The 14,551-nt window shown below is 58.2% G+C and carries 12 protein-coding genes, 2 tRNA genes and 1 other RNA gene; 4 read left to right on the top strand and 11 right to left on the bottom strand.

Features of this window, described 5'->3' with window-relative positions; genetic code table 11:
• Positions 1-42: 42 nt before the first annotated feature.
• Entirely contained in the window at positions 43-960 is a 918-nt protein-coding gene (twy1, locus tag BW921_RS02045) for a 4-demethylwyosine synthase TYW1 (RefSeq protein WP_148688353.1), read from the top strand.
• A gap of 75 nt (positions 961-1,035) precedes the next feature.
• Here twy1 and BW921_RS02040 read toward each other — a convergent pair whose 3' ends face one another.
• From BW921_RS02040 to BW921_RS02020, 5 genes are all read right to left on the bottom strand, one after another.
• On the bottom strand, positions 1,036-1,389 hold the full coding sequence (locus BW921_RS02040) for a P-II family nitrogen regulator (protein ID WP_148688352.1): 354 nt from the start codon (positions 1,387-1,389) through the stop codon (positions 1,036-1,038).
• Positions 1,390-1,413: 24 nt separating this feature from the next.
• Entirely contained in the window at positions 1,414-2,721 is a 1,308-nt protein-coding gene (locus BW921_RS02035; protein ID WP_148688351.1) for an ammonium transporter, read from the bottom strand.
• Positions 2,722-2,920: 199 nt separating this feature from the next.
• Positions 2,921-2,998 (bottom strand) — tRNA-Ile (locus BW921_RS02030).
• A 111-nt stretch (positions 2,999-3,109) separates the two neighbouring features.
• Positions 3,110-3,186 (bottom strand) — tRNA-Ala (locus BW921_RS02025).
• A gap of 63 nt (positions 3,187-3,249) precedes the next feature.
• On the bottom strand, positions 3,250-3,882 hold the full coding sequence (locus BW921_RS02020) for a rhomboid family intramembrane serine protease (protein ID WP_088335044.1): 633 nt from the start codon (positions 3,880-3,882) through the stop codon (positions 3,250-3,252).
• Between the two features lie 28 nt (positions 3,883-3,910).
• On the opposite strand from BW921_RS02020, the gene BW921_RS02015 reads away from it, so the two are divergent.
• Entirely contained in the window at positions 3,911-4,828 is a 918-nt protein-coding gene (locus tag BW921_RS02015) for an ATP-binding protein (RefSeq protein WP_168168655.1), read from the top strand.
• On the opposite strand, the gene BW921_RS02010 is transcribed toward BW921_RS02015, so the two are convergent.
• From BW921_RS02010 to BW921_RS02000, 3 genes are read right to left on the bottom strand one after another with little or no spacing between them, the layout of a single operon-like run.
• Positions 4,797-5,717: a hypothetical protein gene (locus BW921_RS02010; RefSeq protein ID WP_148688349.1), complete on the bottom strand. Its 921-nt coding sequence runs from the start codon at positions 5,715-5,717 to the stop codon at positions 4,797-4,799. The genes BW921_RS02015 and BW921_RS02010 overlap by 32 nt on opposite strands.
• Positions 5,714-9,382: a reverse gyrase gene (gene rgy, locus BW921_RS02005; protein ID WP_148688348.1), complete on the bottom strand. Its 3,669-nt coding sequence runs from the start codon at positions 9,380-9,382 to the stop codon at positions 5,714-5,716. The genes BW921_RS02010 and rgy overlap by 4 nt, the downstream gene beginning before the upstream one ends.
• Positions 9,379-9,960 carry a hypothetical protein gene (locus BW921_RS02000; RefSeq protein ID WP_148688347.1) on the bottom strand — a complete coding sequence of 194 codons (582 nt, stop codon included), beginning with the start codon at positions 9,958-9,960 and terminating at the stop codon, positions 9,379-9,381. The genes rgy and BW921_RS02000 overlap by 4 nt, the downstream gene beginning before the upstream one ends.
• An 89-nt stretch (positions 9,961-10,049) precedes the next feature.
• Here BW921_RS02000 and BW921_RS01995 point away from each other — a divergent pair, with 89 nt between their 5' ends.
• Positions 10,050-11,066 (top strand): radical SAM protein, encoded by a 1,017-nt coding sequence (locus BW921_RS01995; protein WP_148688346.1) that lies wholly within the window; start codon positions 10,050-10,052, stop codon positions 11,064-11,066.
• A gap of 31 nt (positions 11,067-11,097) precedes the next feature.
• Here the strand turns inward: BW921_RS01995 and BW921_RS01990 are convergent, their stop codons facing one another.
• Positions 11,098-11,643, bottom strand: coding sequence for an SAM-dependent methyltransferase (locus tag BW921_RS01990; RefSeq protein ID WP_168168654.1), 546 nt, complete (start codon positions 11,641-11,643; stop codon positions 11,098-11,100).
• A gap of 175 nt (positions 11,644-11,818) precedes the next feature.
• Complete coding sequence (locus BW921_RS01985; protein ID WP_148688344.1) at positions 11,819-12,919, bottom strand: GTPase; 1,101 nt, start codon at positions 12,917-12,919, stop codon at positions 11,819-11,821.
• Positions 12,920-13,049: 130 nt separating this feature from the next.
• On the opposite strand from BW921_RS01985, the gene BW921_RS01980 reads away from it, so the two are divergent.
• Entirely contained in the window at positions 13,050-14,093 is a 1,044-nt protein-coding gene (locus BW921_RS01980) for a TIGR01212 family radical SAM protein (RefSeq protein ID WP_168168653.1), read from the top strand.
• A 70-nt stretch (positions 14,094-14,163) separates the two neighbouring features.
• Here the strand turns inward: BW921_RS01980 and rnpB are convergent.
• Positions 14,164-14,521: RNase P RNA component (rnpB, locus tag BW921_RS01975), an RNA gene on the bottom strand.
• Positions 14,522-14,551 lie beyond the last annotated feature (30 nt).

Below are 14,551 nucleotides of genomic sequence, written 5' to 3'. Positions count from 1 at the left end.
GAATCTTTTCGGACGGAAAAAGACCGTTCGGGGTGATACGAGTTGCTACACGCTGATGTGTTGGAAGTTCTCCGTAAGCAGGGCTACGGTCTGGTCGGGAAGCACTCCGCGGTCAAGCCGTGTCATTGGTGCCGGGAGGCGATCAAGAACGGTAGGCACTGCTACAAGGCGAAGTTCTACGGGGTGGAGAGCCACCGTTGCCTTCAGATGACCCCTACGGTAGCTTGGTGTCAGCAGCGCTGCGTGTACTGCTGGAGGCCGGTCGAACTCACCGTAGGGACCCATGACGTGCCTGACCCGGACGATCCAGACCTGATAGTCGAGGAGAGCGTAGAGCAACAACGGCGCTTCCTCCAAGGGTATGGGCACCTCGAAGGTGAAGCTCGTAAACGCTGGAAGGAATCCCTCGAGCCTAGACACGCCGCGATCAGTCTCGCAGGTGAGCCCACTCTGTACCCTAGAATCGGCGAACTGATCGACGCTTTCCACTCCTACGGATTCGACACTACGTTCCTGGTAACCAACGGGCTGCGACCCGACCGGGTGGAGGATCTGGAACGTGAGCCGACGCAGCTATACGTGTCCCTAGACTCACCGAACGAGGAGCTACACTGTCAGATCAACAGGCCCACGGTTCCGGACTCCTGGGACCGGATCGTGAGGACGCTGGAGTTACTGGATTCCCTCTCCTGCCGGACGGTTATCCGCATCACCGCGATCAAAGGTTGGAACATGGAGGGTACCGCCGAGAAGTTCGGCGAACTGTTGGCCAACGTCGAGCCGGACTACGTCGAAGTGAAGGCGTTCATGTGCGTGGGGTGGGCAGCCTTCCGGATGTCACCGGACAACATGCCTTCGCACGAAGAAGTGCGGAAGTTCGCGGCAGAGATCGCGGAGCACGCAGGATTCGAGCTAGTCGATGAGTCGCCACCCAGCCGAGTGGCGCTACTAAGCTCTTAGCCGAGCTCCCGGCCCACGCGTGCTGCAATCGTTATTGAGCCAATAACGATCACGGTGAGTGGAAAGAAAACTCGATCACTCCTCGGTAGACAGTGCGTCCTCACCACGCTCTCTGGTGCGCACGCGGACGGCGTCCTCGAGCGAGATGACGAAGATCATACCATCGCCGGGCTTGCCGGTCTTCGCGTGTTTACAGATGATGTCGATGACCTTTTCGACGTCATTCTCGGTGGGAACGGCGACCTTCAGCAGGATCTTGTCGAGGAGATCGATCCGGTACTCCTCGTCACGGTACCGGTGTACGATTCCCCGCTGCCGACCACGACCCTTCACGTCGATCACGGTCATACCCGGGTAGCCGGCATCATCCAACGCCTCCTTCACCTCGTCCAACTTCTCCGGCCTGATAACGGCCTCAACCATGTACATCGTGGTTCACCCCCATCCGCTCGTTCATTCCCTGGTCTCCATGTACGGGTAGGCGCTGACACCGAACTCAGTCTCGTCTAGGCCCTTCTTCTCCTCCTCTTCCGTCGCCCTTAACCCGACCATCTTGTCGATCAGGTAGAAGGTCACGAATCCTGCGCCCAGTGCCCAGGCTACGCATACGATGGCACCGACAATCTGTGCGGCTAGACTCACGCCGCCGGCGCCACCCAGCGCTTCGGTTCCGAAGATTCCAGCCGCGATCGCACCCCACACGCCCGCGAATCCGTGTACTGGGCACGCGGCGACAACGTCGTCGATCTCCAGCTTCTCCAGCATCCGGAACGCCGGCTTAATGATCAGTCCCGCCACGATACCGGTGATCAGGGCTCCGATGGGACTCATGATGTCACATCCGGCGCAGATCGCTACCAATCCCGCGATCAGACCGTTGGCAGCCCACAGCGGGTCGAACCTCGTCGCGAAGGCGGCCGCCGCGGCTCCACCACACATCGCGAGGGTAGTGTTAATGGCCACTAGCGAGCTGATCCACGACTCGTTCGTCGGGTCGTAGAGCACCGCCGAGCTACCCACGTTGAAACCGTACCAGGTGATTGCCAGGAAAAGCGCCCCCAGGAACGCCTGCGGGATGTTGTGTCCCGGGATCGGTACCGGCTTACCGTCCTTGAACCTCCCGATCCTCGGACCCAACAGGTAGGCGGCGGCCATCGCCAGGAAACCTCCTAGGGCGTGCACCACGGTCGAACCGGCGAAGTCGTGGTACGGTTGGCCGAAGACCTTGGCGAACAAGCCGGTGTCGCCGCCCATCCAGCCGCCGCCCCAAGTCCACAGCACGAAAATCGGGTACAGTATCCCCGTGATCAGGACCGTCATCACCAGGTACGCCTTGAAGTTGATCCGCTCGGCGACGGCCCCTGAGACAATGGTCGCTGCCGTGGCGCAGAACGCGAACTGGAAGAAGCAGTACGCCAGGTTGTAGGGGTCGGCGGCCTTCATCGGATCGGCGCTCCACGGGTTCGCCGTGAACATGGTGGCGATCCACTTGCCGATGCTTTGTGCGTAGTCCGGGAAAGCTAGCGCGAATCCGAAGAATATGAAGACAATACCTCCGAGTGACAAGTCTAGCAGGTTCTTCATCAGAACGCTGACGACGTTCTTCGTCCGTACCTGACCGGCTTCTAGGAACATGAAACCTAGCTGCATTCCGACGACTAACACGGCTGCCCATACCAGGAAGAAGATCGCACCCGGTCCCTGGGCACCCCATGTCGCCAGCGCGTCGTGTACGGCCTTAGCTATACTCTCTGCCGCCATTGATTTCCCCCCACTTTTGTCCGGCAAGGCTTTCCGGCAACAGTTGTTCTTATTATTTACCCGGCAATGTTTTTCCGGCAAAACCTCCACTGCATTTCGGTACTTTTCAATCGGACGAACGCCCACGTTTTCGATCGTCACTAATACTGGAAGGGAACTCATCTGTCGGAATTGTAACATTTCTCGTAACAATTGGCGGTGGTGGGCCCGCCGGGATTTGAACCCGGGACCTCGGGGTTATCAGCCCCGCGCTCTAACCTGGCTGAGCTGCGGGCCCTCCTCCCGGCCGCCGGTTTCCCCTTGCGAACTTATTAATCTTTCGGGCCGGTATCCCGAGGACGGGGCAGCTCGATATGATAATTGTAACATTTCTCGTAACAATTGGCGGTGGTGGACCCGCCGGGATTTGAACCCGGGGCCACGGCCGCGCCAAGGCCGCGCTCTGCCAGGCTGAGCTGCGGGCCCTCCTCCCACAAGCACCCGGCCCCTAGGGTGATAATAAACATTTCGCCCCCGTTAGTGGTGGGTTTAGTGGTGGGTCAGGAACCAGTAGCCCGTCAGTAGCAGTGCGGTGATCGCTGTCACCGCCAGTAACCCCTTTAAGGCCTCACTCGGTCTGTAAAGCAGCGCCAGCACCCCTCCGACTACCATTCCTACGAAGTGGCCTGCGTGGGCTACTTGCGTGACAACTCCCGATTGGATCACGAATATGGCTAGTGCTGCGTAAAGGACGGCGAATAACGCCAAGGGCATCGGGATGAACAGGAACATCATTATACTCATCGGTCTGAGCATCGTGAGGCACCCGAGTAATCCGAAGATGGCTGCGGATGCACCCACTACGGGAACATCCGGTGTTAGCGCGGTCTGTGCCAGTCCACCCATTAACCCTGATAGTAAATAGAGTACGAGGAATTCTGATGCGGAGAGTACACGCTCTAGTTGCGCTCCGAACGTCAATAATCCTAGCATATTGAACAGTAAATGGATGAGATTTGCGTGAAGAAACATGTAAGTAATCAAACATTCAGGATGAACAGTAATATTGTGAAGGTATAATCCATAGCTGTATAGTACGTCGGGTCGGATGATTCCATCCGGTCCTACGCTGAGCACGTAAGCCAGGACGTTGAGTAGGAACATCAGCATCGTTAGGGACATTCCACCTGTCCCCCCGGGGGGTGGAGCGTTGGATATCGAGGAGATACTCCGAGACGTTGGCGTAGATTCCCGCTACGTCGCGATTTTAGGTGATACTGTGGTTGCGCTGAACCCGAGGAGAGCTGGCCTCACTGCTTCGCGGCGGGAGGAGCTGAGGAGAGAGGGTATAAAGGTCGTCCGTTCTAAGGTTGTCGAGCGAGCTTCCTCGAGGTTTCATCAAGTCGTGACCGATTATGACCTATTCGAACCTCGGGAGGAGGTCGTTGTCGGCTTTAGTGGCGGTAAAGATAGTGTTACGTGCCTCCTCATGCTCGAGCCGTTAACCCGACGACTTGGGCTCCGTGTTAGACCGGTCCTTGTAGAAACCAGACTTCATGGAGATCCCATATGGGGCCGTGAGGGTCGGGAAGTTTGCGAAGAAATATGTAGGTCTCTCGGTTTCCAACTGGAGTACGTGGAACCGAAGGAAGACGTCGGCGAGCTCGCCGAAGAGCACGATGAGTCTCCCTGCCTTATTTGCTCCTTAATTCGTCGTCGAGAGCTTCGGGAACGTGGGAATAAGCTGGTGTTGGCCCATACTTTGGACGACGCTATCGTCACCGCTATGGCTTCAGCGATTAAGGGTGAAGGGTTGAACATCCTGCGGCCCGTTGAGGAGCTAGGTGGAATGAGATCCGAGTACGTGGACTACGACTTCCCGGAAACCACTATAGTGCGTCCGATGATCCGCGTTCCGGAAGTTTGGACGGGGCTGATACCGGAAGAAGTAGGTCTCCCGATTTTCGAGTCTGATTGCCCGTACTCCAAGCCGTACGGGATCACTTTACGCAGTAGGACGGCGCATGGCCTGGAATGGTTGAGGCTCGAGGTTGGCGCGAACTCCGTGGAGTTCTTGGACCGCCTTTACAGGTCGTTCATGAAAACCCTAGAAGCCACCCGCGAATGATGGAAACGATGTCTTTGAACTCGTCCTCGTCGATCCCGTGGTTCTTTGGTGAGCCTCCGATGTTCTTCCTACCTCCCCAACCCTCGCGGTGATGCTCGTTCAGGTACTCGAACAACTCACATAGGTCGATAGGTAACTCGGGATCGGCGAGCCCTACTGTCACCCGCTTCATCGCGGGCGAGTAGAGGATCACTAGGTCATACCCTTCACGGTACAGATACGTGAAGGCGTTCTGCGCCTCCGAAATAGTCGCACACCACCTTATCCTATCGTCTTCTACCTTCACTTCTCCCTCTTCAATTACTTCCGTACTCTCTTCGGCCTCCCGTACGGACTTCCGGAACCCCTCCAGCCACTTCGATGCTAGCTCTTTTCGGTACTCCTCATCGTCCACGACACGCTCCACGGCCCTCAGGGCCTTCTTGAACGTTTCTTTCAGCTCTTCCGGGTTATCCGGGTACGGCTTCTTCACTACCTCTGCCACGGCTTGCATGATCGCCAGCGCGTACTCAGCCCTCTCGAGCTCCTCGTCCGACGGGTAGTGCTTCCCGAACCGGTCGATCTTGTCGAGCACTTCGACGTCTTCCTCTGGGAGCACCGGTCCACGCTTCAGCAGCAGTACAGCGGCCACCATATCCGTATCCACCGGTGGCTCGATGACGACCGCCCGTACCAGCAGAAACTCGGTATGATCCTTCACGATCTCGTGAGCCTGAGCCACAGCCGACGGTTCCTCGGATAACTGACCGTGATGGTCCAGTACGAACACTCCGAGTTCCCGCCATTCCTCACGAGATATTACGTCTAGCAGCTTCTCGTTGGCAGACGGCGTCTCCACGAACGCAATATGGGGAGCGTTTTCGTCCACAGTGGCGATCGCGCGGGTCATCTGTTGGAAACCCCCGCGAAGCGCAGCATCAGCCCTATGACTCCCTCGGACTCCAGCACCTTCCGCCCCTCCTCTGAGAGTCTGTAGCGCCCGTCCTTCCGCTCGAACAGATCGGTCTCCTCGAGCCGGTCCACCTCTTCCTCGGAGAACTCGGCGTCAGAACCCTCCTCCGCGATCTTGGACAGCACTCGGATCGTAGCTTCGTCCAACTTCTCCGTCAGAGCCCGCGGTACCTTCAGTTCCTCGATCAACGCGCGGATGGTTACGTCGTCCGTCGAAACCTCCGCACGACACGCGTAGAACTCTGTCTCACGGTATTCCCTTGCTCTATCTATGATCCATCCGAGCACTGGAGTTTGAACTCGACCAGCGCTCAGCCACGTCATCGGCTCCAGCTTGACGTTCGGATCGACCGGTTCACCGTTGACGGACGCGCGTACACGTACAAGCTCCGGTCGCACTCTGTTCCTGTCTCCGAGCTTCCTGTTCGGATCCAGAAGTATCGCGGTATACGTCACGTCGCCGCCACGACTGATGCGAGTACGCGCCACGTACCCATCGCTTCCTCGGCGCAGTCTTACCGACCTGGACCTTACCGAAGAATCCTCGTCGAACGTGCGTCGGAAATCTACTACTTCTACCCCGCTCGGGATGTCCAACTTCACCTCGATCCTGGAGCCCGATGGGAGCTCTCCTAGCTTTATCTCGAGGTGCTTGAACACGTCCCACAAGTCCTGAGATAGTGAGAATCCGATCCATCTATCGGCCACTCGCCGGAGAATCTGAGCCGACACACGGCCTGCATCGACGTTCTTCCAGTTCTCTTCTTTCAGAGCCTCGGAGATACCACGTCTAGTGACCTCGTGGAACTCAGTCCGGTACACCTGGGCCGTGGTCCATCCCAAGTAGTTGAAGACGTCCCATCCGATCTTCTCTCCTTCAGTGTCCGGGTCCGTTCCGATGAGTATCACGTCAGCTTCCGAGGCTAGTTCTCGAATCGACTCTAGAAGCGGTATCTTGAGCTCTACTTCACCGCCGCAATTCGGACACTCTTCAGAACCGACCACCTGCTCACCGCACTCGTTACATCTGCCTAGAACGTCGTACACTGGTACCCAACGTTCGTCGATACGGAGCACACCGTGAACTCCGGACTCCTCGACTAGGTCGGCGACGTGACCCTGCGTGGCGACGACGGTGAGATGAAAACCGTCCGCTGCGGCTTCGTATGCCACCCCCCCGTTCAGTCTGCGGCGTGACGGTCGCTGAGAGAACAGCGAGGCGATCATACGGGCCTTGTTCGGGGATTCCACGATCATCAGTGCTGAACGAGCGAGCCGACTGGTTTCCTCCGGTTTCAGCTCGCCTGCGAGTATCTTCCGGACTCGTTCTCGGTCTTCGTCCACCTTCCTCACTAGTTCTTCGAGTTCCTCGTCCGAGATTTTCTTGAGTTCTAGACCGATCTCCTTCACGTCCAAAGACTTCGAATAAGACTTCCATTCGAACTCCGAGCCATAGGTGTAGGACATGCGCCTGATCAGACCGTTGAGTATCCGGAGCTCGCGTTCGTCCTCGGGACATAGCACGAAAGACAATCCGAAAGTCACTCCACCGGCGAAGAGACGGCTGACTCTGCCGCTGGCCTGTACGTACGTCCGGAGGTCTGGGACCTCCAAGTAGGCTTCCTCACCCTCTTCGCGCACAGCGACCGTCGTAGCTTCTTCGGCCAGAGCCTTCACTCGGTCAGGGTCGCCCAACAATCGGGTCAGCTCTCGCACACCATCGGCCAACGTTCGAACGTGCTGTGCCAGCCACCGATTGACGTCGAGTTGCTCGGCGATATCTTCCGGATCTCGCTCCGCGAGTTTCATCAGCGTATCCAGAGAGAGCGGTTCCACAGCCTCTTCCAGCCGCTTCCTGATCCAGTCCCCACGTCTGAGGATCCTCCATAGTCGATCCGCCACACCCTCTAAGCGACTCCTCGCTCTGCGGTCGTCCAGAAGTCTGGCTAGGTTGGACAGGGCCGAGGCTACGTACGTCGGGTTCTTGAGATCTTCCTCGCGCGGGGTCAGTCTTATCCGCTGTCGAGGAACCCCGTAGAAGACCGCGTATCTGGCGGCTTGTGGAAGGTCGAGACCTCGAACTATCACGCCGTAAGGACTGGCTACGGCTACCAGAACGTCTACGTCTCCTTCGGAGAAGCCGTCTATGATCCTCTCCCGCTCCTCGGCGGGCGTCCCGGCATGGATCGCCCGAGCCTCGATCCCTGAAGATCGTAGGTGCTCCGTGAGCTCTTCCACGATCTCTCTAGCTTTCTTTTCTCCCGGCAACCGCTGCGGGACGAAGATCAGGCCTCCCTTCACACCGGCTCTTCGGACGATCCGTTCCACGGCTTCAGGGGACGGTTCGGAAATCACCGCAATGTCCTGAATGTTACGGAGACCATCCCCGCCCGCTCCGACTTCGAAATCGAAGAGCTCCCGGACCACGACGAGACGTCTGGAGGGGGCCGCGGCTCCCGTCGCGCTCATGAACACGATCCGTGCGAGATCGCGCTCTTTTTTAATCCACTTCAACCGTTCTTCGAGTTCCTCGATCTCGCACTCGACCTCTCGGAGTTCCTCCCGGACATGTTCCGCGCGCTTGTCTCCACGGTCTTCCAACGACCGAAGCCAATCTCGAAGTGAGTAGTAGCGCCGTCGGAGGGTGGCCAACCTGTACGCGCTGTCAATCTCTTCCTGCTCGAGTCCGGCGACGCGGAGCACGCGGTCGACGTTGCGTCCGGTACCCCGGATGATTGCGTCCACGTCGTCCACTAGGATCAGATCGAAGTTCAGCTTCTCAAGATCCTCCACACGGTGAACCAGGAACTGCGCCGTGGTGATCAGAACGTCGAAATCTCCGGAGAAGATACGTTCCAAAGCCTCTTGTTTAGCTTGGGTTGGCATAGCCGCGTGATACGCGACTACATCGACGTCCAGTTCGGCGTCGCGCGCGAACCCCTTGATTCTATCTTCGACCTGTCGGACCAGAGTTGTGGTTGGGACTAGGTAATATACCCTGCGTCCGGCATGCCCGAGTACCGCCGCTACTAACGAGCCCCAAGAGGTCTTACCGGTACCGGTTGGGGCCAGTATCGAGAAACTGCAACCTTTAACTAGCCTCCTCGTCCACACACGTTGTGCCGAATACAGTCGGAATCCGGTAGCCCGATTGAAGGCTCTGTCAACGATTTCGGTGAACAGCTCCGGCCAGACGTACCGACGGAAGAATTCCTCCACCCGATCCGGTGAATATCGTCCTACCAGGGTTAACATCAGTAAAGCCTCTCCCACGTGCCCGTGACGTTCTCTAGCTTCCTTCAGTGCTTCGCGCAGTGTCTCCGTATCGACCGGAAGACACCGCTCGCAAATGCCTATCCTGGAGGTGAGTCTGATGGACGAACAGTCGCCTCCGCACAGGACGCACGAGGATCCGAAAATCGCCACCGGCTCGTTGGGGCCGGTGTTCCCAATGTCTCTACGGCGTACTTCCTCTGGCTCCATTTCTGTTTCTGCAACGCTATCCGCTAGCTCCTCCAAGTCAGCACAGTCGTCCAGGATAGACTCGACTAAACCCCGGAATCCTTTTGGAACCATGTCCTTGGCACGTTTCAGCACCATCATCTGCTCAACCCCTTCAGCGCTTCCACCAGCCGACTGAGCCGCTCGTGCCCGCTCCGTAGGATATCAGTGCAAAGGGCGACGACGCTATCCCATGCCTCTTCGCGCAGTGTCAGTTCCCCGTTGACTTTGACCGGAACGTCCATCCGCTCACCGCCGAGTATCTCTACGATCACCTTTGAACTTTTGACCGAACGTATGGACGACGCCTTGAATCCGGCTTCTGAGGCGATGTTCCTCAACCGAACGGCCGCCTCCAAATCCCTACACATCACGTGGAACAGGGGCGGCTGGGCTTTCACCCACGTTATACCTTCCTCTGGGGCTCTCAGTACGGCTTCACGGACTTCCTCCGGTTCCGGTGGCTCGTGCCACTTGGCCACGAACTCGGACCCTATCTTGTCACCTACCTCCGGCTCATGTAGCACGACCACTCGGCCTGAGCAACTGCTGGTCGTACAGTACTCCTCGAATGAGTTGATGGTCTCCAGGACCGGAATGGCGGTTTCGTCCACCTCTCCCCGTTCGATTGCGCGTTCTAGCTCCTCAAGCTTCCGTCTCTTTTCACCTTCCCAGTGCAAGGGTCAGCGCCGCCTGAGTTCCTCACTTATCGGTGTTCGGTCGCCTCGTCATCCCCCGAGGATGTAAATTCTGGGTATGGGGTGGTCGTGTGAAGGACCTACGTAACTGTAAGCTCTGCTCCTGGGAATGCGGGGTTGACAGGCTCGAGGGAGAACGCGGCGTCTGTCGCGTTACTGGGCCAATTATTGCCGCTAAACAACTCCACCCGGCGCCACCGGCCAGCTACACGGTGTTCATGGCCGGGTGCAACTATCGGTGCCTCAACTGTCAAAACTGGAATATAGCTCATTATCCCGACAACCCCGAGGGGCGGGTAGTAGGTTATCAAGATCCAAAAGAGCTCGCTGTCGAGGCAGTGAACATGATCGAAACGAATCAGGGTCGTATGATAGGGGCGGACAGGATATTCTTCTCGGGTGGCGAACCCACTGTGCACCTGCCTTACATAGAGAAGGTCGTCGAGCATTACCGGGACACGACAGACCTATGGAAGGTCAACTTCGACACGAACGGGTTCGCGACGCGCAAGAGCATGCGCCGTATCGTTAAGTTAGCAGACTCGATCACATTCGACTTCAAAGCGTACTCCGATCCCCTCCATCGTGCCATCACTGGCGCCCCCGTCGAGCCCGTCTTGAGGAACTTGGAATTCTTGGTCCTCAAGCATCTGGATAAAATTTGGGAAGTTCGAATCCTCCTGATTCCGAAGGCCCACGATACGGAGGAAATCAGGGCGATGTGCGAGTTCTTGGCGGATCTCGACGAGTCCGTTCCGGTATGCTTCCTAGCGTTCAGGCCCAACTTCGTGTTAGAACGGCATCCCGGATCCCCGAAACGCCTGATGGAAAGGGCAGTCGAGGTAGCTAGGGAATGCGGGTTGTATGCGACGTGGTCGGGCATGCCAGGTATAAACGGGAGCGTACCCCCTGAGGTCGAGGAGTGCGCCGACGAGCTCTTGAAACACTACGACGGCCGCGAGGGCGCAGCCCTAATGAGCGGTTACGCCAGGGTGACGGGCTGTAGGAATCATCCTAGGGATTGCTCGACGTGTGAGGATATGGCACGGTGTCCGATCAAGCGGTATGTAGCCGTACGGAGAACGTAATACCTTACGATCTTGCAGTTGTGGGGTACCCCTATCTCCTCCACAACTTGAACTCTTCGAACCGCTCTCGGATTTTACCCGGGATCCCCGGAGGGCTCAACTCTCCGAGATAACCCCGGCTTTCATCGTTCAGGTGCACCTCTTCCTGGAGCTTGGCCAGCTTCAGGAACTCGCAGAGGCCCGCGTTTCGTACCACCGCATCTCGTGGTCGCAGAGTCACCGACCACACGTAATACACCTTGAACGCGGTGTCCGGAAACATACCACCGCCGAGGTCCACGGCCAGCACATCACACTCAGGTCCGCCTAGCTCTTCGAGGACACGTTCAAGGGTATCGTATTCTCGGGCGTCACCTTTGACGAATGTGAGTTCGGGATGACTACGCTCCAACTCTCGCATAGCTTCTTCGGCGTCTTTACCGTAGTCCACGACGACAACACGTCTGGGAGAGCCGGTGAGTATGACTCGGGTGGAGGCTCCTTGGTGGCATCCCAACTCCACTACTGTGTCACCCTCCTCGACGACTTCTCCCAAAAGCCGCCTGTATTCCTCGACAGACTTCACCAGGGCTATCAACACGCAGTCCCTCCACGATGCTTTTTTTACAGGCCTGACCGTCTGCGGGTTGGGATGATGACGGTTTCAGGCTCCGAGTACGGCCGGGGATGCGGAGAACTCCCCGCGCTGATTCGAGGGGATGAGGAGGGCCATGGGGTCCGATCTTGGCGGAATGTGAGGAAACCGGCCCGCGCTACCGACCCTTGGTCACCAGTACCACCGCCTTGCGCCCGTTGGCGCCCACTCTGAACCGCTCCTCAGAGACCACTTCGCCCCCCAGTTCACGACGCAGCCTCCTAATCATTCGATCGTAATATCGGTCGCCGACGGACACTCCCACACTGTATTCACCTAGCCTTACTGTGCCGAATCCTACGCCGTCCACGTTCTCTCCGTAGGCCAGCCTCGTTAGAATCCCACGAACCGTCGCGGCGCTAGGTGGGATACCTTCGGGTGCCACTTCCTCGATTTCACGGAGAGTCTCCTCCACTAAGCGCTGTGCGGTGCCGCCCACCTCTAGCTCTGAAGCTTCGGTCAGGTCGTCCCGTGTGGTCCGGTAAATTTCCACCAGGCTACCGTCCACCCACTCACGAAGGAGCAGTTTCGCGGTAGTTCTGAGGTCTTTGCCCAAGCGCTCTGAGATATCCCGAAGGATCTTCCATGGATCCTTCGATTCGTCGACGCCGAATCTATTGAACAGTGCCCCTGGGTACTCGCGGACAACGCGCTCGATCACACCTAGTGCCGGCTCCATTGGATCCTCTAGTACGTCTGGATCCAGTGCTACGGCCTCGGCCGTGGCTTCGTCGGTCGGAATCACACCCGGAGAGTCGATGACTAACAGTCTCCTACCACCGCGTACCCACTGCTTCCCTCTGGTATATCCCGCGCGTCGTGACGTTTCCGCAGCACTCCTCCGAGTCAATGCGTTAATTATCGTGGACTTGCCTACGTTCTGAAACCCTACTACTCCTACCCTCACGGTTTCAACTTCAGGTGCTACCTCGTAGATGGTCCTACGGAGGTGCCGGAAACCCATGCGCTCTCGTGCGCTTACGTACACCGTGGGTACGTTCTCCTTGAGCTCCACCTCCTCCTTTACACGCTCGGCTTCAGCCCGCGGGACCAGATCGGCCTTGTTGAGCACTACCACACGGGTGAAGTTGAACACGTCTTCTAGTCTGTGGAGTTTCTCCCACCGCGTCTCCTCCGGATATCGCACGTCTCGAACCTCCAATACCACCTGCGACTCGGAGAGCACTCTCATCACGTGCCGATACCACTTCGGTGGCATGCATCGCCACTCCCGAGTGGTTTTTGTACCCGTTAACTCGACCTCAACACGGGGGTGGGGGGATATTAAATCCGACCTCAGGGATCTTGAGACGCTCCAACGGGAAGTCGAACCGGCGACCGATGGTGCCTTGCCCAGGTACGTCGACGAACGGATAGTTCGGGAGTTGTACGAGGACGGAGAAAAGTTCGTGGCTTTCGGAGCATATTATCGTCGCGAGAAAGGTTGCAAGGTTATGAAGGCGGCCGTGGACGCCGGTTTTGTGTGTCCGAACAAGGACGGCAGGATATCCAGTGAAGGGTGCTTGTTCTGCCCGAAGATGGGCAGGACAATCATCACTCCTAACGTGGACCCGGGTAAGAGGCTCGAGGAGCAGGCTCGTGAGCAGATGGAAGTATTCCGCGAGAGATACGGTGCCGAGAAGTTCCTCGTGTACTTCTACCCGGCCACGAACACTTACGCGCCTCCCGACGTCCTTGAGGAGCTGTACAACCGCGCCCTGGAGATAGAAGACGTCATCGGTTTATCCATAGGGACACGACCGGATTGCCTACCGGACGATGTCCTAGACATCCTCGAAGGCTACGTCAAAGAAGGTTACGACGTATGGCTCGAGATAGGGGTGCAGTCTTACCACCATCGCACTCTGCGCCGCACGCGGCGTGGTCACGGGCTCACCGAGGTGATCGACGCCATAATCCGGGCCAAGGAACGTGGGATCCGAATAGTCAACCACATCATCTTCGGACTTCCCGGCGAGACCCGAGATGAGATGCTCGAGACCGTCAGAGTCCTCTCGGTGCTCGGTGTAGAAGCCGTGAAGCTGTATCCTCTGGTCGTGCTAGAACGTACCGATCTGGAGCGTATGTACTACGATCGCCGCTACAAGCCGCTGAGTTACCGCGAGTACATCAGGCTCCTGGCCGATGCCCTGGAACGTATGGCTCCGACAGTTCTCATCCAGCGACTCTCCAAGGACAGGGCACCGGACGAGGAGAGGATCGAGCCAGAGTGGGATCTGTACCGAATGCGAGTGATCTCCGACGTCCGTAAGGAGCTGGCCCGGCGCGAGTCGAGGCAAGGTAAACTGTACAAAGTGGGTCTCAACGCCGAAGAACTCGTGCCACTGGTTAAGGGAGCTACGGGCGCCGGGGGATTCGGGGTATCCACGTGAGCGTGCCTCACTTCCTGCGTCATTTGTTACAACACCCGTGACGATTGCAGGCGGACGGCGGCGGTGGGTGGGCTATAGCCCGCCTTCTGTAGCCTTAGACGGCGGCATTCACCTAAGCGGCCTACCATCCCCCTCCGGCCCGGGAACTCATCGGGGGCATCACCCTCGTATCATCGGGCTCATTCGGCCTCGCCCCCCGCCGGGCGGCCCGTTTCACCGCTCCCGCCGGCGTCCTCTGCGGGTTAGCTCGGGCCCCGTCGCCGGGGCCCTTCTCGGTCCGCCAACGGCGGACCTCAGCCGCGTCATCGCCATCCGCCGACGGACGTGTCGTTTCTGTGGCCGGTCCCCGGCCTCTCGGCCGGCCCCCTCTCGGGGCGGCGGGCCCGGGCCCGGGGGCGGAGCTTCCTCCCCTTAGCGGCCCCACGGCCGTACCCCGACGGACCCGCCTTCATTGCCTT

Source organism: Methanopyrus sp. SNP6, assembly GCF_002201895.1.
In the GTDB taxonomy this organism is placed as follows: domain Archaea; phylum JAADCQ01; class Methanopyri; order Methanopyrales; family Methanopyraceae; genus Methanopyrus.
This window is presented reverse-complemented; position numbering and strand designations above follow the sequence as displayed.

Bases quoted from the DNA above. Each gene is read 5' to 3' on its own strand.
- BW921_RS02040 (WP_148688352.1), bottom strand. From the start codon at position 1,389: ATGTACATGGTTGAGGCCGTTATCAGGCCGGAGAAGTTGGACGAGGTG.
- BW921_RS02035 (WP_148688351.1), bottom strand. From the start codon at position 2,721: ATGGCGGCAGAGAGTATAGCTAAGGCCGTACACGACGCGCTGGCGACA.
- BW921_RS02020 (WP_088335044.1), bottom strand. From the start codon at position 3,882: ATGTCCCTAACGATGCTGATGTTCCTACTCAACGTCCTGGCTTACGTG.
- BW921_RS02010 (WP_148688349.1), bottom strand. From the start codon at position 5,717: ATGACCCGCGCGATCGCCACTGTGGACGAAAACGCTCCCCATATTGCG.
- rgy (WP_148688348.1), bottom strand. From the start codon at position 9,382: ATGATGGTGCTGAAACGTGCCAAGGACATGGTTCCAAAAGGATTCCGG.
- BW921_RS01985 (WP_148688344.1), bottom strand. From the start codon at position 12,919: ATGCCACCGAAGTGGTATCGGCACGTGATGAGAGTGCTCTCCGAGTCG.